Genomic DNA, 23,983 nt, shown 5'->3' on the forward strand with positions numbered 1-23,983 from the left:
AATGGCGTGTTAGAAGAGGCTTATTTGAATTTAGCAAAGACCGTGTTGACGGACGGCCACGAGAAAACGGATCGGACCGGCACGGGCACCATCAGCTTATTTGGCTACCAAATGCGGTTTAACCTACAGGAGGGCTTCCCACTGTTGACCACGAAGAAGGTGCCCTTTGGCCTGATCAAGTCCGAACTGTTGTGGTTCTTACGGGGGGACACGAATATTCGGTTTCTCCTGCAACACCACAACCACATTTGGGACGAATGGGCCTTCCAGCGGTACGTGGATAGCCCCGACTACCACGGCCCGGACATGACCGACTTCGGCCGGCGCTCACTGGTCGATGCTGATTTTAACCAGCAGTACCAGGCAGAAAAGGCCGCATTCTGCGACAAGATCATCAACGACCAGGCATTTGCCGAACATTACGGTGACCTGGGCCTGGTCTACGGCAGTCAGTGGCGCGCTTGGCAGGGGCACAACGGCGAGACAATTGACCAGTTGGCCAACGTCATCGACACGCTGCGGACCCATCCGGATTCCCGGCGGATGATCGTGTCGGCGTGGAATCCCGCCGACGTGCCATCTATGGCCTTGCCACCGTGTCACACGTTGTATCAGTTCTACGTCAACGACGGCAAGCTGAGTTGTCAGCTGTACCAACGCAGCGGGGACATTTTCTTGGGCGTGCCGTTCAACATCGCCAGTTACGCGTTGTTAACGTCGCTGATTGCCAAAGAAGTCGGCCTGGAAGTGGGCGACTTCGTGCATACGCTGGGCGACGCGCACATTTATAAGAACCACATCACCCAGGTCAAGACGCAGCTGGCCCGGACGCCACATGCCGCACCGCAGCTGTGGTTGAATCCGGAAAAATCCAGCATCTTTGACTACGACATGCACGACATCAAGGTCACGGGCTACGACCCGGAACCGGCCATCAAGGCCCCCGTTGCCGTGTAAATAAGAGAGGAGACCTCGCCATGTTAATTTTTCTCTGGGCGGAGAGCCAAGGCCACGTCATTGGCTTTCGCGGCCAATTGCCCTGGCATCTGCCAGCCGACATGCACTACTTCAAGACCGTCACCATGGGAAATACCATCGTGACCGGCGCCAAGACGTTTGCGTCCTTCCCCGGGCTACTGCCCAACCGGACCAACGTCATCGTCAGCCACCGGCCCGCGAGTGATTTTCCTGCCGAAGCCATCGTCTTGAACTCATTGGACGCCGTACGGGCCTACGCCGCTGAACGGCCGACCGAAAAGATCTTCGTCATCGGTGGCGCACAGATCTTTGCCGGCCTGATCGATGACGTCGATTACCTGTACCGCACCAATATCGAAGCCGGGTTTGACGGCGACACCTGGATGCCAGCCATCGATTACAGCAAGTTCCAACTGATCGACCGGCAACCGGGCGTGCGCAACGAGAAGAATCCGTACGACTTCACGTTCGAACAATACCAACGTCTGTAAAGTTGCCCCTTAAACTGGACAAACCAGTACCTGCGCCAGTTAAGGGTTCCGCCTGCTATGGGGGACATCTCCAGCCCCCAAGTGGGCTTCCGATTCGCTTGAAAGCCTCGTAAAAACCACGAGTCTCTCAAGTCGCCCCACCCAGTAACCTGGCAAACAACGCCAGCTAACTGGGTCGACACAGCTGGCTCCACCCTTAACTGTCTCCGGAAGGTTGGCGAGGAACTGCAGCTTTGCAGACAATAAAACGGCGTCACAATCCCATCATAGTCGGGATTGTGACGCCGTTTAATTTGCGGTTGGTTAGTTGTGGGAATATTCGTTGTTGACACAGAGCGCTAGCGTAGCCGGAAGTTCGCCAAATATGGGATCAGCCGTGGGAGTTCCCTTAGCGGTGATTCTTGCCGCTTAGGGAACTGGCGTCTTTGAGACGTGGGTTTCGGCTCAAAGCGAGGCGGCGAGACCGGGCTTTGGCTCGCCCCGTCCGCCCGCCGCGTTCCAGTCCCATATTTGGCGAACTGGAGGCGGCGGACTAGGTAAAGGTTAAGCGTAAAACAAGATGGCGAAGTACATCAGACCGGTGCCAAGCATGACGAAGAGGTGCCAGATGACGTGACCAAACGGCACGCCCTTGAAACTGTAAATGACAGCGCCGACGGTGAAGGCGACGCCGCCGAAGAACAGGAGGGCAAAACCAATGGGGCCCAGGCCCGCGTACAGCGGCTTGATGCCCATCAAACACATCCAGCCCATCATCACGTAGATGATGGTGGATAGCTTTTGCATTTTACCCAGCCAGATGGCCTTGTAGATGATACCACACACGGCCATGGCCCAGATGATGCCAAACATAGTCCAACCTAGCGCCCCGCCGACGACTAAGAGACTGAAGGGCGTATAGGTGCCCGCGATCAATAAATAAATGGCACAATGGTCAAATATTTGAAATACGTGGCGTCCGCGGGTAAAGTACAAACTATGGAAGAGGGTCGACGCCAAGTAAAAGAGCACTAAAATGGCGCCGTAAATGGCAAAGGTGGTCATCCGCAGTGCCCCGCCCTTAGCGTGGGCCTGTAAGAGTAAGATCACCAATCCAGCAATGCTCAAGGCGGCGCCGATTCCGTGGGTGACCGCATTGAGTACCTCGTTAACGATTTGATAGGTGTGGCTTTGTTGGTTTATCACACAGCATTTCTCCTTCGCCTTTTTAGTTAGCGTAACACGTTGGCACAACCTGTCGCAAGTGGCGATTGCCGGCGATCGTCGTGGGTCTGGGCGACCGCAAGTTTAGTTTTCTTTAAAAGCCCCGGCGACTTCAACAACATTTACTGAAAAATGTCGGTAATTCTGCTATACTATTACCGTATGTTTCATTACGTAACTTGCAGCATAAACCAAAATTTCTGGTCAGAAAGAGTGGGATACCCATGGCGAAAATTAAGATTGTCACGGATTCATCTGCCGGCCTTACCGAGCAGCAGATTCAGGATTATGACATCACCATTATCCCGTTAACGGTCATGATTGATGACACGATTTACGTTGAACGGGAATCCATCACGAATGAAGAATTTATTGATAAAATGAAAACGGCGAAGTCCTTGCCGAAGACGAGTCAGCCACCACTGGGCAAGTTTGTGGAGACCTTTGACAAGTTGGGCGAAGACGGCAGTAGCGTGATTTGCTTCAATATGTTGGCCGCCATCAGTGGCACGGTCCACACGGCCGAACAAGCAGCCCAACTGTCGAAGACCGACGTCACGGTCGTGGACAGTCAATACACCGACCAAGCCTTGGCTTTCCAAGTCATCGAAGCCGCCAAATTGGCTGCGGAAGGTGCCGACAAAGACGCTATCTTGAAGCGGGCCGAGGCCGTGCGCGACCACACCAAGCTGTTCATGGGCATCGTGACCTTGGAAAACATCTTAAAGGGTGGCCGGTTGAGCCGCGCGGCGGGCATGTTGACGTCCTTATTAAACATCAAGATCGTCTTACAGGTCACCGGTGGCGAACTGAAGATTCGGGCTAAGGGTCGCGGTATGAAGACCATCGACCGCTACTTTGACAAGGTTTACGACCAGATCAAGCAGACGCCGAACATCAAAGCTATTGGCATCTCCCACGTGGAGGCGTTTGAATCCGTTGATAAGATTCAAAATCATCTCAAGGAACTCTTGCCGGGCCAAGATGTCTTGGTTCGAGAAACGGTGCCAATCATTGCGACACATGGGGGTCCAGGGGCATTTGCCTTGATGTACTACACAGACCCAACCAAATAATTGCTCATTGAGGAAGAGGTGGCCGCACGCCACCGCTTTTTCTTTATCCCGAGGGGGACTTTTAGAATGAAATTTAAGAATATCAGTAAGATTATTGGGGTGACCTTACTTCTCGTGCTGATTGTGCTGGCGGCGTTGACCTACTGGCATCCGGGCGCGCGCACCACGCTGACGACCAAGGAAATGCCGAGCAATCGGCGTTCTACCGTGCGGCTCGTGGCGCTGGGCGATTCGCTGACCGAAGGGGTCGGTGATCCCCAAAAGACCAAGCTGGGAGGCTACACGGGACGGCTCAAAAATACGATTCACCGGCGCGACCACGTGAAGGTCATCATGCACAATTTTGGTAAATCTGGCGACCGGAGTGATCAGATCGAACAACGACTGGTCGACAGTAAGACGCAACAGGCCCAGGTCAAACGCGCCCAGGCCATCACGCTAACGGTCGGGGGAAACGATTTACTCCAGACATTGACCAAGAACGTGACCATCAACCAACAAACCAAGCTGGACCGCCAGTTGGACACGGCCCAGACCGCTTACCAACAAAAGCTCAAGCACCTGATCCAAACGATTCGGCAGTACAATCCAACCGCGCCGATTTTTCTCTACAGCATTTACAATCCCGTGTACGTGTACTTTGCCAACCTGGACCAGATCACTACGGCTGTCGACGATTGGAATCAAGCGACCAAGCAGACCGCGACGGGTTTCAAACACATTTACATGATCGACATCAACCAGGCGTTGTCTGACGGGCAGTACAAATCTGTCACCCAGCAGGCGCAACTCAAACGTAACGCCCAGAAGTCTAACGATGGCAAGATTTCCAGCGCGAGCTTACAGGAGTTGATTTTGGCCAGCAACGCCAGTGACGAGTTGAACGACTACTTGTCACCGGCCGACCATTTCCACCCGAACGCCAAGGGCTACCGGTTGATGACCCGCTACGCTTTTAAGCAAATGCAAGCTCATCAGCAGCAGTGGTTACTGAAATAAGGAGGAACAAACTATGCAACGTCATTCAGCCCCAAAGCCCACCCGTAATTGGTGGAAATGGGGGTTCATCGCGCTCGTGGCCGTCTTACTGGTCACGACCGTTACCGTCGGGGTCAAGGCCTTGATGCCCACGCAGGTTCCGGCCACGGCCAAGGTGACCAAAAATACCACCAATATTAACGTTAGCCTGAATAAGAAACAGGTCAACGCGCTGGCCGACTACTACGTGAATAAGTCCCTGCAAAATTCCGCGGTCAAGTATCGCTTCCAGGTCACCGATCACGCCTTGATCTCTGGATCGACCAAAGTTTTAGGCGCCAACGTGAACTTCGTTTTACTCTTGAAGCCAACCGTGTTATCCTCAGGAGACGTCCAATTGAAGGCGGAAAAGCTATCCGTGGGGGCCTTACCCGTGCCGATTAGCTTTGTGATGAGCTACATCGCCAAGAACTATCCGCTGCCCAATTGGGTCGCGATGGACACCAAGCAAGAGACCATCACGTTACATTTGACCGCCATCGGCAACGGCAAGAAGCTGTCCTTTGCGGCCAAGAAGATCGATTTATCCGGCGCTGGCAAGTTCGTTTTCCAGGCCCGGATTCCCAAGAACTAGGAGGCAACGAATGCCCAAAACGTTTTATCAATTTTTAATGACCCAACGCAATCCAGAAAGCTACGACCCGGTGGCGACCTTCGCCAACAACGCCTTTCTGGACAGCGCCTTTCCTAAGCAGGAGACAGCCTTTGATCCGCTGTCGAAATACTTGGAAGAAAACGCGCCGTATTTACCGTCCATGACGATTTTTGACGACGCGTGGCAATTGTATCTGGCCTCATTGGCCTAACGAAAACAGGGACCGCGGCGTTGCGCTGCTGGTGCCTGTTTTGATTTTTAAGAGCCGACTGGTCCCAATTTTATGTGGTTAGGCGCCAAGTTTTCATCATGTACGCTATTACGCATGTTATGTGTTATGCTTCAATAAAAAAGGGGGTATTTCTATGGCGTCAAAAAATGAATCTCACTCTTCGAAGGAAACACGCTACATCCTAGATTCGGTTGAAAATCGTAAGGCACTGGATAAGTCAATCGATCAATTAAAAAGCGGTCATGTTAAGACGCTCTCTTTTAAAGATTGGCAGCGAATGACCAAAAAGAATTGATCGGATTGCTTTTTACGGATTAAGCATTATTGGCAAAGTTTAACTAATGCGCCGAAACATTAGGCAGCTGAGTCAATAAAAGAAATCACCTAAACCAGCTCCCTAAATCCCAGCAGAACATGGTAGAATGGAATGCGTCAGTCAATAACTGAAGGTTGAAAGACGAAAATCAGCTAGAACGATTGTTATCATGCGACTAGTGGCGTCAAAAATGGGCGTTTTCAGCCTCACAATACGATAGTGCTTACCAGTAACAGTCGTCTTAGCGCCAGATAGCAGCTACATTGACGGAGGCAGCCAGGGCGTAGCCAGCGAACCGGAAGACCGCCCCTCAGGCTGGAGCCGTTCCTCAGAGTAGGCCCCACCCTAGCCTGACGCAGGCGCCTGGTTTCACCAATTTTAGGCTCAACCTTCAAATCAGCCACTCATTATTTAAACTAATCGGTAGACGCTGTCACCCAGCGCCGTTAGCGAATAAAAGGAGAAGAACACTATGTCAGTTATCCAGTGGTTCCCAGGCCATATGGCCAAGGCCATTCGTCAGATGGAAGAAAACATCCACCTGGTCGATATTGTTTTTGAATTAGTTGATGCGCGGATTCCCGCAGCATCCCGTAATCCCGAGGTCAAGCGGATTGCTAAGGACAAGCCGCATTTGATCATCATGACCAAAAAAGACCTGGCCGACCCGCAACAGACGGCCGCTTGGTTGACCTATTACCGCTCCCAGCAACAACCAGCCATCGCCATCGACTCGCGAGCCAACGTCACCCCCAAGCAGATCACCAAGATCGCCATGGGCATTTTGGCCGATAAGTTAGCTGCCGAAAAGGCTAAGGGGCTCAAGGAACGGCCGATGCGTGCCATGACGGTCGGCGTGCCCAACGTGGGCAAATCCACGCTGCTAAATCACCTGGTCCAACGCAAGGCCGCCCAAGTCGGCGATACCCCCGGCGTGACCAAGGGCCAACAGTGGCTACGGTCCAGCAAGCATTTGGAATTGCTCGACACGCCCGGTATTTTATGGCCCAAGTTCAAGGACCAGGAAACGGCGCAAAAATTGGCACTGACGGGGGCTATCAAAGAAAAGCTCTACGCCAGCGATGACGTCGCCTTATTTTCCTTGAACTTTTTCCGGCAATACCACCGCGACGCCTTGTTAGACCGCTACCATTTGGCCGACGCGGACTTAGACCTTAGTGACGTGGATCTCTTACTCAAGATCACCCAAAAGATCGGCATGCGTGACGACTATGAACGGGCCAGTGAACGGATCATCTTAGACGCCCGGCGCAAGAAGATGGGCGGCTTCACGCTGGACCGTGCGCCCCACACCGAGGCGAGCGACCATGACTAAGGCGCCCAGCCTGGCACAGTTGAAGACCGACCTGGCGGATGTGACCAGTGTCGACGACCCCCGTTTAGCGCTTTTAGCCGCCGATTCGCGGAAAGGGGCCCAATTACTCCTGACCCAGATCAAACGGCGGCTAGCGAAGGCTGAAGCGGCAGAAAGGGCCTTTCAACAGCGCTTACACTACGAACGAGCACTCTGGCAGCGCGGCCAGCTCGTGGCGGGCATCGATGAGGTGGGACGCGGACCCCTGGCCGGACCAGTCGTCACCAGTGCGGTCATCTTGCCCGAAACCTTTGACATCCCCTTAGTCAACGACTCCAAGCAGTTGACCCCCAAGGAACGCGAGCGCTTGTACCCGTTGATCTTAGCCCAGGCCACCGCCGTTAGCGTCGGAATCGGCAGTCCGCAACTGATCGATCAGATCAACATTTATCAGGCCACCCGGGTCGCCATGCAGCGCGCGGTCCTGGGGCTAGGTGTCGCCCCGCAACATTTGATCGTCGACGCCATGCAAATTCCCGTCGACCTGCCGCAGACCCGTCTGATCAAGGGCGATGCCAAATCCGCTAGTGTCGCCGCGGCCAGCATCGTGGCCAAGGTCTACCGCGACCATTTGATGGCGACCTATGACGAGCTGTATCCGGGCTACGGCTTTGCCCAAAATGCCGGGTACGGGACGGCCGAACACCTGGCTGGCTTGGCCGACAGGGGGGTCACCCCGATTCACCGCCAAACTTTTTCGCCGGTCCAAAAAATAATCAACGCTTAATCACGGAGTTGACCCTAAAAGGGCAAAGGAGGTTGCAATCTTGCAACTGACACTTCGTGATTTTTTCATGCGTTTACCACTTCTCTCGGGCATTGGCCTGAAGACCACCACGGCCTGCTGGCACTGGGTATCTCAGCACACTGAACTAACCAACGTCACCCCGGCCATTTTGACGCAACTCTGCCAAGACATGGCCATCCCCGACAAACGGGCGGCCTTACTGCTAGACCAGCTGTTCACCGCCGCTGTGACCGCCAGACTGACGACAAATTTGACCCATAGCGGGTGCTTGACCATCGCCGACGCGGCCTATCCAGTGGCGTTAAAGGAAACCTACGCACCGCCCGTGGCGTTATTTTTCCGCGGGGACCTGCGCTTGTTGCAGCGACCGTTATTGGCGGTGGTGGGGTCGCGTAACCCCAGTGCCTACGCCCTCCACGCCATGCGCTTGTTGTTGCCGCGGGTGGTCCAGCAGCACATTGGCATCGTCTCGGGCTTGGCCCAGGGCGTCGACACGCTGGCGCACCAGGTGGCCTTGGCCTACCGTGGACCGACAATTGCCGTGATCGGCACCGGCCTGGATCACTGCTATCCCGCGGCCAACCGCGACCTCATGGACGAGCTGACCCAAAACCATTTGGTCTTATCCGAATACCCGTGGGGGACCAGCGGCGCACGTCACCATTTTCCCGAGCGCAACCGCATCATCGCCGGACTGTCCAACAGTACCTTAGTGGTTGAGGCCGCTCACCATTCGGGCAGTCTGATCACCGCCAACATCGCTCTGCAAGAAAATCGTAATGTTTTAGCAATTCCGGGACGAGTCGACAGTCCAAACTCGGTTGGTACCAACGAATTGATCCTTGCCGGCGCCAAACCGATCTTGCAGCCGGAACATATAATAGAAGAAGTTTTAGTTGACAAGCTGCCCTAAGTTGAAATAAGATGTGGGAGATTATAGTGAAAAAATTAGCGAACTACGTGTTCGTCGTAAAAATAAATCGATGGCCGCCAGAGCACCCGCAAGACCGGGCCTGGTGAGCCACCACATGAGGGAGTAATGTGAGTTGCCGACGAAAGCAAAAGCGAAAGCGCCAGCCAAAAAGCGGCGGAAAACGCAAAAAAAGTTGGTTATCGTAGAATCACCTGCGAAAGCCAAGACAATTGAAAAATATTTAGGCCGCACCTACAAGGTCATGCCGAGTTTAGGGCACGTGCGGGATCTACCGAAGAGTTCGATGGGGGTCGACACGGAAAACCATTACGATCCACACTACATCTCGATTCGCGGTAAGGGTGACGTTATCAAGGGCTTGCGGTCCGAAGCCAAGAAGGCCAAGGCCGTCTATCTGGCCTCTGACCCCGACCGGGAAGGCGAATCCATCGCCTGGCATTTGGCCCACGTCTTAAACTTGGACGTGAACGACAAGAACCGGGTCACCTTTAACGAAATCACCAAAGACGCGGTCAAGGAAGCCTTTAAGACACCACGGTCCATCGACATGGATCTGGTCAACGCCCAACAGGCCCGGCGGATCTTAGACCGGTTAGTGGGGTATTCCATCTCCCCATTGCTGTGGAAAAAGGTCAAGAAGGGTCTCAGTGCAGGGCGGGTTCAATCCATCGCCTTGTCACTGATCATTCAACGGGAAAAGGAGATCAAGGCCTTCATCCCCGAAGAATACTGGACGATCGACGCCGAATTCAAGAAGGCCCGGCACGCCTTTAAGGCCAGCTTCTATGGCCTCAATGGTAAGAAGGCCGGTTTGAAAGACAACGCCGCCGTACAAGACGTCTTGGGCAAGTTAGACCGCAAGGGGGCATTTGACATCACCAACGTGGTGCGTAAGGAACGGAAGCGGTCACCGCAACCGCCATTTACCACCAGCTCCATGCAACAAGACGCCAACCGGAAGTTGAATTTCCGGACGCGTAAGACCATGATGGCCGCCCAACAGCTCTACGAAGGGATCAACCTGGGCAAGGAAGGCACGCAGGGATTAATCACCTATATGCGGACCGACTCCACGCGGATCTCAAGCATTGCTAAACACGAGGCCTCGACGTTCCTGCACGAAAAGTACGGCGCCGAATACGCCGCTACCAAGCCAATCAAAGGTAAGCTGCCAGAAGGAGCGCAAGACGCCCACGAAGCCATCCGGCCAACCTCCGTCTTCCGGACGCCAGCGAGCCTAAAGGACCGGTTGAACCGTGACCAATTCCGGTTATACCAGTTGATCTGGAATCGGTTCGTGGCCAGTCAAATGACCAATGCCGTGATGGATACCATGGCTGTCACCCTGGAACAAAATGGCGTCACGTTCCGGGCCAACGGGTCTAAGATGAAGTTCGACGGGTTCTTGAAGATCTACAGCGACAACAAAGAAAAGGATAATCTGTTGCCAGACCTTGAAATCGGCGACCAAGTCAACTTGGCTAAAACCGATCCGGCCCAACACTTTACCCAGCCGCCTGCACGGTATTCCGAAGCTAACTTGATCAAGGCGTTGGAAGAAAACGGCGTCGGTCGGCCATCGACCTATGCCCCAACGTTGGATACGATTCAACGGCGCTACTACGTCAAGTTGGTCGGCCGGCGGTTTGAACCCACTGAACTGGGCGAAATCGTCGATGGCATCATCAACGAGTATTTCCCGGACGTGGTCAACGTCGACTTTACGGCCGACCTGGAACACGAACTGGATGGCATCGAAGAAGGTAAGCAGGACTGGGTCAAGGTCATCGACACTTTCTACAAGCCATTCTCAACGGAAGTGGCCCACGCCGAAGACGCCATCGAAAAAATCCAGATCCGCGATGAACCAGCCGGCTTTGACTGTGACATCTGTGGGGCGCCCATGGTCATCAAAATGGGCCGTTACGGCAAGTTCTACGCCTGCTCGCGATTCCCAGATTGCCGCAACACTAAGCCAATCGTCAAGGAAATCGGCGTGACCTGCCCGGTTTGTCACCAAGGTGAGGTCATCGAACGCAAGTCCAAGAAGAACCGGATCTTCTACGGGTGTTCGCGCTACCCTGACTGTGACTTTGTCTCTTGGGACAAGCCAGTTGGTCGCGATTGCCCGAAGGATGGTCATTACCTGGTGGCCAAGAAGATTCGTGGCGGCGTGCAAATCGTCTGCCCAAACGGCGACTACGAGGAAGCACCACAAAAGTAAGGCTAATTTATGGCACACGCTTCAGCGATGTAATAGTAACGCACAAAGGGCTTGGGAAGTTTTCCCAGGCCTTTTGTGCGTTACCCCTAAATAACTGCGAGACAACCCCGGCATCCGCGCCATCACCACTGGCGGGGCTAGGTCGCAATCCGGATTTTTTGATGAGTTAGTTGAGTTTTTCAAGCGCGTTTGCTAGCATTAACACGTACAGGAGGTGTCAGCCGTGGCTTCAGCAGTCGAACAATTCATCACGTACCTGCAAGGGGAGCGGCAATACTCACCCGAAACCGTCAAGGCCTATCAGGAAGACTTGACCGAATTCAGCCAGTTTCTGCGCGATAACGGGGGTGTGAAGCCCTGGACGCAGATTGATCAACTGGACGTTGAAGTCTATCTTAGCAACCTCTATGATCACCACTACGCGCGGACCACGATTGCTCGGAAGCTCTCCACGTTACGCTCGTTCTACAGCTTTTTGATGAGCAACGGCCAAGCCCAAGACGATCCGTTTGCCTACGTGCAGCTCAAGCACCACCAAAATCATCTGCCGCGTTTCTTCTACGAGCGGGAAATGACCGCGTTGTTTGCGGCTGCGGCGGCCAATCCCAATGACCAATTGGCCACGCGGGATTCGGCCATCTTAGAGATCCTGTACGGGACCGGAATTCGGGTCAGTGAGTGCGTTAATTTGACGTTGCCCGATATCGACTTTGACAACCGCATCATGCTGATTCACGGGAAGGGTAACAAGGAGCGCTACGTGCCGTTTGGCCATTACGCCACTGACGCCTTGCAGCAGTATTTCACCGCCGCACGAACGCCGTTGATGGCCCAATACCACCAGCAACACGCCTTTGTCTTCATCAATGCGCATGGCGGCCAAATAACCGCGGCAGGGGTGACCTACCTGTTGAATCAGATCATCAAGCGCAGCACGTTGACCACGGATATTCATCCCCACATGCTGCGGCACACGTTTGCCACCCATCTGCTCAATAACGGGGCGGACTTGCGGTCGGTTCAGGAATTACTGGGCCACAGTAGCCTGTCGACCACGCAGATTTATACCCACGTGACGCGCGAACACCTGCAACGCGATTATCGCCAGTTCTTCCCGCGGGCCACTGAAGATCACGATCATTCGACACAATCATAAGGAGCGATTAACTAATGCCAGTAAAATTTGAAGCAACCACCATCTGTGCGGTTCGGCACAACGGTCATAACGCAATGGCCGGTGACGGACAAGTCACAATGGGCGAAAAAGTTATCATGAAGGGAACCGCCCACAAGATTCGGCGGATCTACAACAATCAGGTCGTTGTCGGCTTTGCCGGTAGTGTGGCCGACGCCTTTAATTTGGAAGAAAAATTCGAAGCCCAACTTAATGAATACAGTGGCAACCTGCAACGGGCAGCCGTCGAGTTGGCCAAGCAGTGGCGTTCCGACCAAGCTTTGCAAAAACTCGAAGCCTTACTGATCGTCATGGACAAGGACGAAATGCTGTTGGTCTCCGGGTCCGGTGAAGTTATCGCCCCTGACGATGACATCTTAGCCATCGGTTCTGGTGGGAACTTTGCCCTGGCCGCCGCCACGGCCTTGCACCACCACGCCAAGGACATGAGCGCCAAGGAAATCGCCGAAAGTGCCATCCACATTGCGGGGGGCATCGACATCTTTACCAACGAAAACGTCATTTCAGAAGAACTTTAATCGAACGGAGGAATCCTATGGACGCCATTAACAAAACGCCTAAAGAAATCGTCGGCCTATTGAACCAATACGTCATTGGCCAAGACGAAGCTAAAAAAGCCATCGCGATTGCCCTGCGCAACCGTTACCGCCGCATGCAACTGGACGCGGCGATGCAAGAAGAAATCTCACCGAAGAACATGCTGATGATTGGACCGACCGGGGTCGGGAAAACGGAAATTGCCCGCCGGTTAGCCAAAATCGTTCACGCACCGTTCACCAAGGTCGAAGCCAGCAAGTTCACCGAAGTCGGTTACGTTGGCCGCGACGTGGAATCCATGGTGCGTGACCTGGTCGAAGTTTCCGTCACAATGGAAAAGCAAGACCAATTTAAAAACGTCCGTAACGACGCCATCCAAGCTGCCAACAAGCGCTTAGTCAAGCTGTTGGCCCCAGCGAAGAAGAAAGAAAACAAGAACAACAACGACTTCGCCAACATGATGAACATGTTTACCCAGATGCAAAATGGCCAGACGCCGACCGCCCCGAGCGAGACCGAAGAAGTCACCGACGACGTGCGCAACGAACGCCTCTCCATCGCCGAACAACTGGACAAGGGCCTGCTGGAAAATCATACCGTTGAAATCGAGATGGATGATCCGCAACAAGCCAACGCCACCGACAACAATATGATGGGCCAAATGGGCATCGACTTGAGCGATACGTTAGGCGCCATCATGCCTAAGAAGCGCATCAAGCGGACCGTGACCGTGGCCGAAGCACGCGAGATCCTGGTCAACGAAGAATCCGAAAAGCTGGTCAACAATGCCGATATCAACCATGATGCCATCCAACGGGCCGAAAACACCGGGATCATCTTCTTGGATGAAATCGACAAAATCGCCAAGGGCAGTAGCCAAAACAGCGGCGACGTTTCCCGTGAAGGGGTTCAACGCGACATCTTGCCGATCGTTGAAGGGACCCAGGTCAAGACCAAATACGGGTCGATCAACACTGACCACATCCTCTTCATCGCGGCCGGTGCCTTCGCGGAATCCAAGCCCAGCGACCTGATTGCCGAACTGCAAGGGCGTTTCCCGATTCGGGTCGAATTAAACGACCTAAGCAAGGAAGACTTCGTGCGGATCTTAACCGAACCGAACAACGCCTTGATCAAGCAATACATCGCCTTGATTGGCACCGACAACGTCAAGGTAACCTTCACCATGGAGGCCATTGAACGCATTGCCGAATTGGCCTTTGAACTGAACCACGAGAACCAAAACATTGGTGCCCGCCGGCTGCAGACCGTTCTAGAAAAACTGCTGGAAGACCTGCTGTACGAAGGACCAGACATGGGTTCCGGCGATGTGACTATCACGGAAAACTACGTCAACGATAAGATCGGCGATATCGTCCAAAACAAGGACTTATCCCGCTACATCCTCTAAACGATTCGCAGGGCCAAGACGATTTGTCTTGGTCCTTTTTGGCGATTTAGGGTATGATAGAAGAAATGGCCTAGACAACTTACGGGTTGTCCGACCCAGAATTTCTGAAAAAGTTGGAGGCACGGCAATGTTAACGTTAAAAAATGACTATCTCACCGTCCAAATCAATCCGTTGGGCGCGGAACTCAGCAGTGTAAAGGACAACGACAGCGGCCTGGAATACATGTGGCAGGCGGACAAGACCTATTGGGGCCGGCACGCACCGCTCCTATTTCCCATCGTCGGCCGGCTGCAGGACAATCAGTATCGCCTAAACGGCACGACCTATCACATGACCCAACACGGGTTTGCCCGTGACCGGGAATTCACGGTGCTGGCCCAAGACACCACCAGTGCGACCCTACAACTGACCGCCGATGACCAGACCAAGGCGTTATTCCCGTCTGACTTCACCCTGACCGTTCACTACACCTTGAAGGACCACCAGCTACAGTTCGCGGCAACGGTCGACAATCCGGCCGATACACCACTGACGTTTTCGTTTGGGGCACATCCCGGCTTCAACGTGCCGCTGGGAGACCCAACCGCCGACTTTAGCGACTACCAAGTGACCGTGTCACCCAAGAAGGTCTACCAACGCGTCCCGTTAGTCGGGCCCTACAGCGATACGCAACACAGTGTTCCCATGGACCTCACGCAGCCTATGGTCCTCGACCACGACTTGTTTGATCACGACGCCAAGGTCTTGACCCTCGACAATCAGGAAACCACGCTGATGCTCAGCAGTGGCGTCAACGACCATGGTGTGGCGTTAACGCTCCGGGCACCTTACGTGGGCATCTGGTCGCCGTATCCCAAGCAGGCACCGTTCGTGTGCTTCGAACCGTGGTGGGGCTTGGCCGATGACGTGCAAGCTACCGGTGATTTAGAGACCAAGGTGGCCATTCACCGGCTGGCCGCCCACGACAGCTTCCAGGCCAGTTACCAGATTACTTACTTCTAGGCGATGATGTGGACTGTTGGACAGCGGTGGCGGAACCGTTGTTGACTGCTGATTTGATGGTTGCGCCAATCTTGGTGGTCAATTAAATACGCTGGTCTAGTTTTTGGTCGCAGAAATGTGCTTGGACACCTGACTTTAAATGGCCGAAACGTGCGCTAAGAGGCAGCTGGTTCCGCTTAAAACTACTAACCAAATAATCCAAGACCGGGATTATTCGGTTAGCAGCCTTAATGCTCGCGCGCTTGGACGTCGATTTTAAATAGCCGAAACGTGCGCTAAAAGGCAGCTGGTTCCGCTTAAAACTACTAACCAAATAATCCAAGATCGGGATTATTCGGTTAGTAGCCTTAATGCTCGCCAGCTAATCGCCTTTTAGCGCACTCTTTATAAAAAGGCTCCCAACGACGATTTGTCATTGAGAGCCTTCGGTGTCTCTATATTTGAAAATAAGGGCTATTTCTGAGCCTGCCGCCGCTTGTAGCCGCGGCCGAAGGGGACCATAGATTCCGTACCCTCACGAATCCGCTGAATATTGCTGCGGTGGCGGTAAAAGACGAAGATAGTCAAGACCAGGGCGATTCCGGTCAAGTACCAATCCTGAAAGGCCAGCGAGATCAACGTGATCAGACTAAAGGCAATCATGCTGGCTAAGCTGACCATGCTGGTCCAGTAGATCAAACTGACCCACAGGCCGGCCGCAATCACGAACATCAACGGGTTGTAGGCCAGCAGCATCCCCGCTGACGTGGCAACCGCCTTACCCCCCTTAAAGTGGTCGAAGATCGACACCGTGTGCCCCAGAATCGCAAACAACCCGAATAACAGGGGCGTTGCGGTGCCGAGGATCGTGGTGACGTGAAACAGGGTGGGTAAGAGGGTGGCGACTGACCCTTTGGCAATGTCTAAGACCATGACCGCCGTTCCCGCGTACGGTCCCAACACCCGGTACGTATTGGTCGTGCCGATGTTGCCGGACCCCGATTGGCGAATGTCCGTCTGGAAGAAGGCTTTGCCGACCCAGACACCGTTGGGAATCGCCCCTAACAGGTACGCCACGATGAGTAAACCAAATAATTTCACAAGTTATTCCTCCGCTCTTTCTCGCAGCGGGAGCCCCCAAACCGGCGCTCACCGCAGATAAGCTGGTCTATATTTTAGCATGTTTTCACGAGAACGCCAATTATCTAGAGAATTCTAGCCAGGTTTTGGCTTCCTGTGGTATGATTATGAAGTTACTGGATACCTAGCCCAAGCGCATTTGACAGTTTATTTGAACATATGTTCGCTTTGCGGTAAAATAAGGGTATCCTGCAGAAACACATTTTCTGTTAAAAATCGTAAAAGTAAAGGGGATTTACGCATGGCGAAAGCAAAACCAAAATATGACGATTCCTCCATCCAAGTGCTGGAGGGGTTGGAAGCTGTTCGTAAACGTCCTGGTATGTATATCGGGTCAACTGATGGCCGCGGCCTGCACCACCTGGTCTATGAAATCGTGGACAACGCCGTCGATGAAGCCTTAGCCGGCTATGGTAAGGAAATCAACGTGACCATCCACCAGGACAACAGCATTACCGTTGTCGATCACGGTCGGGGTATGCCGGTGGGTATGCACGCGTCCGGAATTCCCACGCCAGAAGTTATCCTAACGGTGCTGCATGCCGGGGGTAAATTCGGCCAGGGCGGTTACAAGACGTCCGGTGGGCTGCACGGGGTGGGGGCGTCCGTCGTCAACGCCTTGTCGAGTGCGTTAACGGTCACCATCGTCCGTGATGGCGTTCGTTACCAAGAAAAATTCGCCAAGGGTGGCCATCCACAGGGCACGCTGAAGAAGTTAGGCAATACCCGGGCCCACAACGGGACGACCATCAGTTTCAAGCCGGATAGCGCCATCTTCACGACCACGGTCTACAACTTTGGGACCCTGGCCGAACGGCTCCGCGAGTCCGCATTTCTGTTAAAGGGTGTCAAGATCACGCTGACAGACGAACGCGAGGGCCAAGAGCGCGCCGAAGAATACCATTTTGAAGACGGTATCAAGGAATTCGTCGGGTATTTGAACGAAGACAAGGATACCTTGGGCGACGTCATGTACTTTGACGGCAAAAAGGACGGCATCGAAGTCGAGGTCGCTGCGCAATACAACGACGGTTATACGGAAAACCTCCTGTCCTTCGTCAACAACGTCCGCACCAAAGACGGTGGGACCCACGAAGCCGGCATGCGCAGTGGCTGGACTAAGGCGTTTAATGAATACGCCCGCAAAGTCGGCCTCTTAAAGGAACGCGACAAGAACCTGGAAGGTACCGACGTCCGTGAAGGGCTGTCCGCCGTGATTTCGCTGCGGGTTCCCGAAAACCTGTTGCAGTTCGAAGGCCAGACCAAGGAAAAACTGGGAACGCCAGAAGCCCGGACCATCGTGGATAACATCATTAGCGAACAGCTGGGCTATTACCTGATGGAAAACGGCGACTTTGGGAAGATGCTGATCAAGAAATCGACCCAGGCCCGTTCCGCCAGAGAAGCCGCGCGTAAGGCCCGTGATGAGAGCCGTAATGGTAAGCGTCACAAGAAACATGAACGCCTGTTGTCCGGTAAGTTGACCCCGGCGCAATCCAAGAATTCGGCCAAAAACGAGCTGTTCTTAGTCGAAGGGGATTCCGCCGGTGGGTCCGCCAAGCAGGGCCGTAACCGGAAGTTCCAGGCCATCCTGCCATTACGGGGGAAGGTCTTGAACACCGAAAAGGCCAAGCTACCGGACATCATGAAAAACGAAGAAATCAGTACCATGATCTACACGATTGGGGCCGGGGTCGGCGCCGAATTTAACATCGAAGACGCCAATTACGACAAGATCATCATCATGACCGATGCCGATGACGACGGAGCCCACATCCAGATCTTACTGTTGACCTTCTTCTACAAGTACATGCGGCCGATGATCGACGCCGGCAGAGTCTACATCGCCCTGCCACCGCTGTATCAAATCAAGACGACCGGCAAGAAGGCCACGACCGATTACGCGTGGACCAACGACGAATTGACCCGTAAGACCAAAAAAATCCCGAACCGCGGCTACCATTTACAACGGTTCAAGGGGCTGGGGGAAATGGACGCGGAACAACTCTGGGCCACGACCATGGATCCTGATAACCGGACGCTGATCCGCGTGCAGATCGACGACGCCGCTTTGGCGGAACGCCGGGTCACCACGCTGATGGGCGACAAGGTCGAACCGCGGCGGAAATGGATTGAAAACAACGTCCAGTTCACGCTGGAAGATGACGATACCAGCCTGTTAGAAAACGAAAAAGCTTCCGAGTCCCACGACTAGGAGACTGGCGAAAGGAGTAAACATTTGTGAGTGAAGGACAAAAGATTCAAGAACTGACTTTGGAAGAAGTCATGGGCGACCGATTTGGCCGCTACTCCAAGTCAATCATCCAAGAACGGGCCCTGCCCGACATCCGTGATGGGTTAAAGCCCGTTCAGCGGCGGATCTTGTTCTCAATGAACAAGGACGGCAATACCTACGATAAAGGGTTCCGGAAATCCGCCAAGTCCGTCGGAAACGTCATGGGGAACTTTCACCCCCACGGCGATAGCTCGATTTACGAGGCTCTGACGCGGATGAGCCAGGACTGGAAGGTCCGCGAACCCCTGGTAGAAATGCACGGGAACAACGGGTCCATGGATGGTGATCCGGCCGCGGCCATGCGGTACACGGAAGCCCGGCTAAGCAAATTAGCGGGGGAAATGTTGCGTGACATCGACAAGGACACGGTCGACATGGTGCTCAACTTTGATGATACCGAGTACGAACCGACCGTCTTGCCGGCGCGGATTCCCAATTTACTGGTCAACGGGGCCACGGGGATTTCTGCTGGTTACGCCACGGAGATTCCGCCGCACAACTTGGGCGAAGTCGTCGATGCCTTGGTCTACTTATTAAGCCATCCCAAGGCGACCCTGGAAGAATTGATGGGCTTCGTCAAGGGACCTGACTTTCCGACCGGTGGCATCATTCAAGGGAAAGACGGCATCGTCAAGGCCTATGAGACCGGCCGCGGTCGGGTCGTAGTCCGTTCCAAGACGGCCATCGAACCGCTGCGGGGCAACAAGAGCCAAATCACGGTCACGGAGATTCCTTACGAAGTCAACAAGGCCCAACTGGTCAAGAAAATCGATGAGATTCGGCTGACCAAGAAGGTCGAAGGTCTCGCCGAAGTCCGTGATGAGACCGACCGCGACGGTTTACGAATTGCCATCGAGCTGAAGCGTGACGCGGACGCTCAAGGGGTCTTGAACTACTTATTTAAGAACACGGAGCTGCAGATCACCTACAACTTCAACATGGTGGCCATTAACCACATGCGACCAGAGCACGTCGGTTTGAAGACCATTTTAAGTGCCTATCTGGAGCACCAACGCGACGTCATCACGCGCCGGACCAAATACAACCTGCAAAAGGCGTTGGACCGGCAACACATCGTGGTCGGTCTGATCAAGGCGCTGTCCATTTTGGATCAAGTCATCCAAACGATTCGGGCCAGTCAAAACCGGCGCGATGCACGGGACAATCTGGTCAAGACCTACGACTTTTCCGAAAAGCAGGCCGACGCCATCGTGGCCCTGCAACTCTACCGGTTGACCAACACCGACGTGACCCAGCTGGAAGCGGAATCAGCTAAGCTATCCGCTGACATTGCGGAATACCACAAGATTTTGGAAGAACCCAAGACGTTAAACGCGGTCTTGCGCAAGGAACTCAAGGCAGTGGCCAAGGACTACCGCAACCCTCGGCGGACTGAGATCCAAGATCACATCGAAGACCTGAAGATCAAGACCACCGTGACCGTGGCCGACGAAGACGTGGTCGTCTTAGTCAGTCACGACGGGTACCTCAAACGCTCCGGCGTCCGGTCTTACACGGCGTCAGATCCCGCCGATAACGGGCTCAAGGACGAGGATTACCCAATCTTCATGGAAAAGTTGAGCACGTTGGATCACCTGATGATGTTTACCAACAAGGGAAATCTCATCTACCGACCGGTCCACGAGATCAGCGACGTGAAGTGGAAGGAGACCGGGGAGCACATTTCGCAAACCATTGGGCTGGCGTCCGATGAGGAAATCGTCGCAACCTACGCCTTCAAGACGCTGAAGGAACCCGGACGCTTCTTGATTGCGACCAGCGATGGTTACATCAAGCAAACGGCCTTTGCGGATCTGACCCCTGGGCGGACCTACAAGAGTCGGGCGGCCACTTACGAAAAACTCAAGCATCCAGAGGCCCACGTGGTCGCGGTGCGTTATTTGACCGAACCCATCGAATCAGGCATCCTGTTAGTCTCTAAGAACGGTTACGCCCTGCGCTACCCGGTTGACGAAGTTTCCGTCAACGGCGCGCGGACGACCGGGGTCCGGTCCATGGACCTCCGCGACGACGATGAGGTCGTCAACTTAGCCCTAGTCACCGACAGTGACACGATTGCCTTAGTCACCCAACGCGGGGCCTTCAAACGCCTGGCGATGAAGGAATTGTCCGTCACCAGTCGGGCCCGGCGCGGCGTCATCGTGTTACGTGAGTTGAAACGCGATCCACACCGCATCGTGGACTTCTTAACGATTCCGGCCGGCAATCCGGCACTGGAGATCATTACCAGTCGCGAACGCACGCACGACGTCATGCCGACCGAACACCCGTTGAGTGGGCGTTATTCCAACGGCTCGTTTGTCGTGGACACCGATGCCGAGGGACAACCGGTTCAATTACGGGTCAAGCCAACTGAGCTCGTCCTCGACTGATCCGGAATTTGCGAGGAGAAATCATTGCGCTTTTTCCCCAAACGGCCTATTATATAGATTAATAGTAACCATTAGGTAGACCTGGTATTTTGAAGCATCAGGCCAATCATAAGGAGAAAAAACGGATGAAGACGAAACAGGAAAGTATCTTTTCTTCCAAGACCCTGACGTATTTCTTACAATTAGCGGAAACCATGAACTACACCCAAGCGGCCCAGATTCTGGGCATCACGCAACCAGCCTTGACGCAACAGATCAAGAAGCTGGAACGCACGGTGGGGGCACCGCTCTTTTATTCAGTGGGGAAGAAGTTACGGCTGTCCGACGCAGGCTACACGATGCTCGACGCCACCCATAAGATCTATGGCATTTTGAACACGGCGACCGACGAGATTCAGCAGTCGACGAGTGCCACGCAAGGGGAAATCAACATCGGTCTGTTGGCTTCGATGGAAGACGCGGTCTTTGAAGACTTCGCCATTCTGTCTTATCAAAACAACCCCGAGCTCAAGATTTCCTTTCACATGTTAACGCGAAAGGAAATTTGGGAGCGCCTGGAAAACAACAAGATCGACCTAGCCATCATGTATCTGCCGGACGATTCGATCAAGAACTGGAAGCCTTACGAATCCAAGAAGATCATCTCGGACGACCTGTTGTTCATTCATCATGACGAGCAACTGGCTAAGAAGCGCCGCATCAAGTTCAAGGATACGACGGCGAGTGTCTGGGCCATGTATCCCGATGGCTACTACCTGAACCAGACGCTGCATGAAGCCTACAAGAATCAACTGGCTGATTTTCCCAAGAGCGTCGCCAACTTTACGACGCCAACGCAGCTGTTGCATTTTTCCATGCAGACGCAGGCCTCGACAGCGCTGCCAAATTCCTTTATGATAGGACAGGATGACCTGCCAGACACCTGGACGGCCCATTTTGACCCGAATATTCGGTTTGACCTGGCATTTGTCTTCCGGAAGGGCAAGGCGGAGATTCCGCGGATCAGTCACTTCTTGGCTCAGTTCGACCGTTACCTGCATACCGACGATTATATTTCTCGGCTGAAACAACTACGGAACCAATAAACTTAAAATTATTTGTTAAAGGAGTTTTCTCACATGAGTAAAGCATTAATCTTTGGTCACCAAAATCCTGATACGGACGCAATCGTTGCCGCTAAGGCCTTCGCTTACTTCCAAACGCAAAAGGGCTTCGACGTTGAAGCCGTTGCTTTGGGCGAACCCAACATGGAAACCAACTACGTCTTGAACCACTTCGACGAACCCGCACCACGGGTCGTGAAGACGGTCTCCAACGAAGTCGACACGGTGATGTTGGTCGACCACAACGAAGCGCAACAAAGTGTCGCTGATTTGGACAAGGTGACGGTCAGCTACGTGGTTGATCACCACCGGATCGCCAACTTCCAAACTGATTCACCCCTGTACTACCGGGCAGAACCCGTTGGTTGCACGAGCACGATCTTAACGGAAATGTTTGACGAAGAAAAGATCGAGATCCCAGCTAAGTTAGCGGGCTTGATGTTGTCTGCCATCATTTCCGATACGCTGTTGTTACAAAGCCCAACCACGACGGACGCTGACCGTGAAGCCGTTCGGGCCTTGGCAGAAATCGCTGACATTGACGTGCAAAGCTACGGTATCGCCATGTTAAAGGCCGGTACCAACCTGGCTGCCAAGAGCGACAAGGAACTCATCGACGGCGACGCCAAGTCATTTGACATGGCCGGCAAGAGCGTGCGCATTGGCCAAATCAACACGGTCGACTTGAACGAAGTCTTGGACCGTCAAGCTGGTTTGGAAAAGGAAATGCAAGCTGAAATGGCCGCTGATGGCTACGACTTGTTCATTACCTTGGCCACCAACGTTTTGAACAGCGACTCCGAACTCATCGTGGCCGGTGAACCTAAGAGTGCTGTCGAAAAGGCCTTCAACACCAAACTGGAAAACAACCGCGCTAGCTTACCTGGCGTCGTTTCCCGGAAGAAGCAAGTGGTGCCACCATTGACCGCTGCTTTCGAGGCTTAATTAGCTAAATTTACGATATTAAGCGTCCAACAACTGGCTTTCCCGGTTGATTGGGCGTTTTTTAATCGCTTCTTTGGGCCCGCTCCCGTATAATACGGGGCGATGGTAGCCGTCAGGCATCCTCCTTCAAGAGAGAAGGACTTTGCATGATTAAAGGTTGGTACCGTGGGATTTTAACCATTATCACAACGCTGGTTTTGTTTTTGACGCAGGTTGGTGGCAATTTGGCATTGGCGGCAGGCGTAACGCCATTTGGGCCAGAACGCTTTGCACATGCCAGTGCCACATATGTGATTACGACCAAGTCCCCATATTATCGGCGGATCTGGCAGTCAGCGATTTCAGCCTGGAATAAGACGGGGGCCTTTCACTTCAAGGCGGGCACTAAGGGAAATGCCCAAATTGACCTAGAAACCGCCTCTAAATCTCAAGCAGCCTCATTAGGTGACGACGTTGGTTTGACCGAATACACCGCGCAAAACGATTATTTGACCAAAGTCAAGGCGACGCTGAATCCGACGTTGCTGCATGCGTACGACTATTCTCGTTCCGATGACCTACACGTGGCAGAACACGAGTTGGGCCACACAATGGGACTAGCCCACAACCCATCCAAGCACAGTGTGATGTACTACCGGAACCGGACCGTTGGTATCCAAAAGGTGGATATTGAAGGGGTACAGTTGCGGTATCACACGCCTGCTGGGCAATCAGCAAAATAGAAGGTAAGGCTGAAAAATCGGTCCGCTGCGTGGTGGCGGGCCGATTTTT

At 53.7% G+C, this 23,983-nt stretch carries 21 protein-coding genes; 19 read left to right on the top strand and 2 right to left on the bottom strand.

Annotation, left to right across the window (positions count from 1 at the left end; genetic code table 11):
• Positions 1-6: 6 nt before the first annotated feature.
• Together EGT51_RS05970 and EGT51_RS05975 are read left to right on the top strand one after the other, a co-directional pair.
• Positions 7-957 carry a thymidylate synthase gene (locus tag EGT51_RS05970; RefSeq protein ID WP_135367849.1) on the top strand — a complete coding sequence of 317 codons (951 nt, stop codon included), beginning with the start codon at positions 7-9 and terminating at the stop codon, positions 955-957.
• A gap of 20 nt (positions 958-977) precedes the next feature.
• A complete protein-coding gene (locus EGT51_RS05975) occupies positions 978-1,469 on the top strand; it encodes a dihydrofolate reductase (protein ID WP_135367850.1) in 492 nt (163 codons plus the stop codon).
• 543 nt (positions 1,470-2,012) lie between these two features.
• On the opposite strand, the gene trhA is transcribed toward EGT51_RS05975, so the two are convergent.
• Complete coding sequence (trhA, locus tag EGT51_RS05980) at positions 2,013-2,654, bottom strand: PAQR family membrane homeostasis protein TrhA (protein WP_135367851.1); 642 nt, start codon at positions 2,652-2,654, stop codon at positions 2,013-2,015.
• 242 nt (positions 2,655-2,896) lie between these two features.
• Here trhA and EGT51_RS05985 point away from each other — a divergent pair, with 242 nt between their 5' ends.
• The 12 genes from EGT51_RS05985 to EGT51_RS06040 all read left to right on the top strand — a co-directional run bounded on the left by EGT51_RS05985 (position 2,897) and on the right by EGT51_RS06040 (position 15,356).
• Positions 2,897-3,748: a DegV family protein gene (locus EGT51_RS05985; RefSeq protein WP_135367852.1), complete on the top strand. Its 852-nt coding sequence runs from the start codon at positions 2,897-2,899 to the stop codon at positions 3,746-3,748.
• A gap of 66 nt (positions 3,749-3,814) precedes the next feature.
• A complete protein-coding gene (locus EGT51_RS05990; RefSeq protein WP_135367853.1) occupies positions 3,815-4,747 on the top strand; it encodes a GDSL-type esterase/lipase family protein in 933 nt (310 codons plus the stop codon).
• Between the two features lie 13 nt (positions 4,748-4,760).
• Positions 4,761-5,360, top strand: a complete 600-nt coding sequence (locus EGT51_RS05995) for a YpmS family protein (RefSeq protein ID WP_135367854.1) — start codon at positions 4,761-4,763, stop codon at positions 5,358-5,360.
• 10 nt (positions 5,361-5,370) lie between these two features.
• Entirely contained in the window at positions 5,371-5,592 is a 222-nt protein-coding gene (locus EGT51_RS06000) for a YozE family protein (protein ID WP_135367855.1), read from the top strand.
• Between the two features lie 809 nt (positions 5,593-6,401).
• Complete coding sequence (gene ylqF / locus EGT51_RS06005; RefSeq protein WP_135367856.1) at positions 6,402-7,265, top strand: ribosome biogenesis GTPase YlqF; 864 nt, start codon at positions 6,402-6,404, stop codon at positions 7,263-7,265.
• Positions 7,258-8,031 (top strand): ribonuclease HII, encoded by a 774-nt coding sequence (locus EGT51_RS06010; RefSeq protein ID WP_135367857.1) that lies wholly within the window; start codon positions 7,258-7,260, stop codon positions 8,029-8,031. The genes ylqF and EGT51_RS06010 overlap by 8 nt, the downstream gene beginning before the upstream one ends.
• Before the next feature lie 40 nt (positions 8,032-8,071).
• Complete coding sequence (dprA, locus tag EGT51_RS06015; RefSeq protein WP_135367858.1) at positions 8,072-8,965, top strand: DNA-processing protein DprA; 894 nt, start codon at positions 8,072-8,074, stop codon at positions 8,963-8,965.
• A gap of 133 nt (positions 8,966-9,098) precedes the next feature.
• Positions 9,099-11,210: a type I DNA topoisomerase gene (gene topA, locus EGT51_RS06020; RefSeq protein ID WP_135367859.1), complete on the top strand. Its 2,112-nt coding sequence runs from the start codon at positions 9,099-9,101 to the stop codon at positions 11,208-11,210.
• A 223-nt stretch (positions 11,211-11,433) separates the two neighbouring features.
• Positions 11,434-12,366 carry a tyrosine recombinase XerC gene (gene xerC / locus EGT51_RS06025; RefSeq protein WP_135367860.1) on the top strand — a complete coding sequence of 311 codons (933 nt, stop codon included), beginning with the start codon at positions 11,434-11,436 and terminating at the stop codon, positions 12,364-12,366.
• A 14-nt stretch (positions 12,367-12,380) separates the two neighbouring features.
• Positions 12,381-12,923, top strand: coding sequence for an HslVU peptidase proteolytic subunit (gene hslV / locus EGT51_RS06030; RefSeq protein ID WP_125576865.1), 543 nt, complete (start codon positions 12,381-12,383; stop codon positions 12,921-12,923).
• Positions 12,924-12,940: 17 nt separating this feature from the next.
• Positions 12,941-14,353, top strand: coding sequence for an ATP-dependent protease ATPase subunit HslU (gene hslU, locus EGT51_RS06035; RefSeq protein WP_135367861.1), 1,413 nt, complete (start codon positions 12,941-12,943; stop codon positions 14,351-14,353).
• Between the two features lie 127 nt (positions 14,354-14,480).
• Complete coding sequence (locus EGT51_RS06040) at positions 14,481-15,356, top strand: aldose 1-epimerase family protein (protein ID WP_135367862.1); 876 nt, start codon at positions 14,481-14,483, stop codon at positions 15,354-15,356.
• 453 nt (positions 15,357-15,809) lie between these two features.
• On the opposite strand, the gene plsY is transcribed toward EGT51_RS06040, so the two are convergent.
• A complete protein-coding gene (gene plsY, locus EGT51_RS06045) occupies positions 15,810-16,436 on the bottom strand; it encodes a glycerol-3-phosphate 1-O-acyltransferase PlsY (RefSeq protein ID WP_135367863.1) in 627 nt (208 codons plus the stop codon).
• 280 nt (positions 16,437-16,716) lie between these two features.
• Here plsY and parE point away from each other — a divergent pair, with 280 nt between their 5' ends.
• From parE to EGT51_RS06070, 5 genes are all read left to right on the top strand, one after another.
• Complete coding sequence (gene parE / locus EGT51_RS06050) at positions 16,717-18,690, top strand: DNA topoisomerase IV subunit B (RefSeq protein ID WP_135367864.1); 1,974 nt, start codon at positions 16,717-16,719, stop codon at positions 18,688-18,690.
• 71 nt (positions 18,691-18,761) lie between these two features.
• A complete protein-coding gene (gene parC, locus EGT51_RS06055; protein WP_404819920.1) occupies positions 18,762-21,164 on the top strand; it encodes a DNA topoisomerase IV subunit A in 2,403 nt (800 codons plus the stop codon).
• Positions 21,165-21,289: 125 nt separating this feature from the next.
• A complete protein-coding gene (locus EGT51_RS06060) occupies positions 21,290-22,249 on the top strand; it encodes a LysR family transcriptional regulator (protein ID WP_135367866.1) in 960 nt (319 codons plus the stop codon).
• A 33-nt stretch (positions 22,250-22,282) separates the two neighbouring features.
• On the top strand, positions 22,283-23,212 hold the full coding sequence (locus tag EGT51_RS06065) for a manganese-dependent inorganic pyrophosphatase (RefSeq protein WP_135367867.1): 930 nt from the start codon (positions 22,283-22,285) through the stop codon (positions 23,210-23,212).
• A 146-nt stretch (positions 23,213-23,358) separates the two neighbouring features.
• Entirely contained in the window at positions 23,359-23,934 is a 576-nt protein-coding gene (locus EGT51_RS06070) for a matrixin family metalloprotease (RefSeq protein ID WP_135367868.1), read from the top strand.
• The last annotated feature ends 49 nt before the right edge of the window (positions 23,935-23,983 follow it).

The sequence above is a fragment of the Levilactobacillus suantsaiihabitans genome (genome assembly GCF_004745505.1).
GTDB lineage: Bacteria > Bacillota > Bacilli > Lactobacillales > Lactobacillaceae > Levilactobacillus > Levilactobacillus suantsaiihabitans.